We start from the raw sequence: 425 nt of genomic DNA, 5'->3' as shown, positions 1-425 counted from the left end.
GCGTCAGCGTCGGCATCCGCATCCGCGTCGGCATCGGCATCGGCATCGGCGTCGGCGTCGGCGTCGGCATCAGCATCGGCGTCAGCATCCGCGTCAGCGTCAGCGTCAGCGTCAGCGTCAGCGTCAGCGTCAGCGTCAGCGTCAGCATCCGCATCCGCATCCGCATCCGCATCCGCGTCAGCGTCAGCATCCGCATCCGCATCGGCGTCAGCATCGGCGTCAGCATCGGCGTCAGCGTCAGCGTCAGCGTCGGCATCGGCGTCGGCGTCGGCGTCGGCGTCGGCATCGGCATCGGCATCGGCGTCAGCGTCAGCGTCGGCATCCGCATCCGCGTCAGCATCAGCATCAGCATCAGCGTCGGCATCCGCGTCCGCGGCCGCGGGGGGGGCGGGGGGGGCGGGGGGGGGGGGGGGGGGGGGGGGGGC

1 protein-coding gene is annotated in these 425 nt (G+C 72.9%); it reads right to left on the bottom strand.

The window, feature by feature from the left end; all coding sequences use genetic code 11:
- On the bottom strand, positions 1–364 hold a 364-nt coding region (locus tag WCE05_RS26160; protein WP_368816859.1), incomplete at its 3' end, for a hypothetical protein.
- Between the last annotated feature and the right edge of the window lie 61 nt (positions 365–425).

Origin of the sequence: Pseudomonas sp. I2 (assembly GCF_040984075.1) — a bacterium.
Classification (GTDB): domain Bacteria; phylum Pseudomonadota; class Gammaproteobacteria; order Pseudomonadales; family Pseudomonadaceae; genus Aquipseudomonas; species Aquipseudomonas guariconensis_B.
The sequence above is the reverse complement of the archived record's forward strand: the minus strand, read 5'-3'. Positions and strand labels throughout refer to the sequence as shown.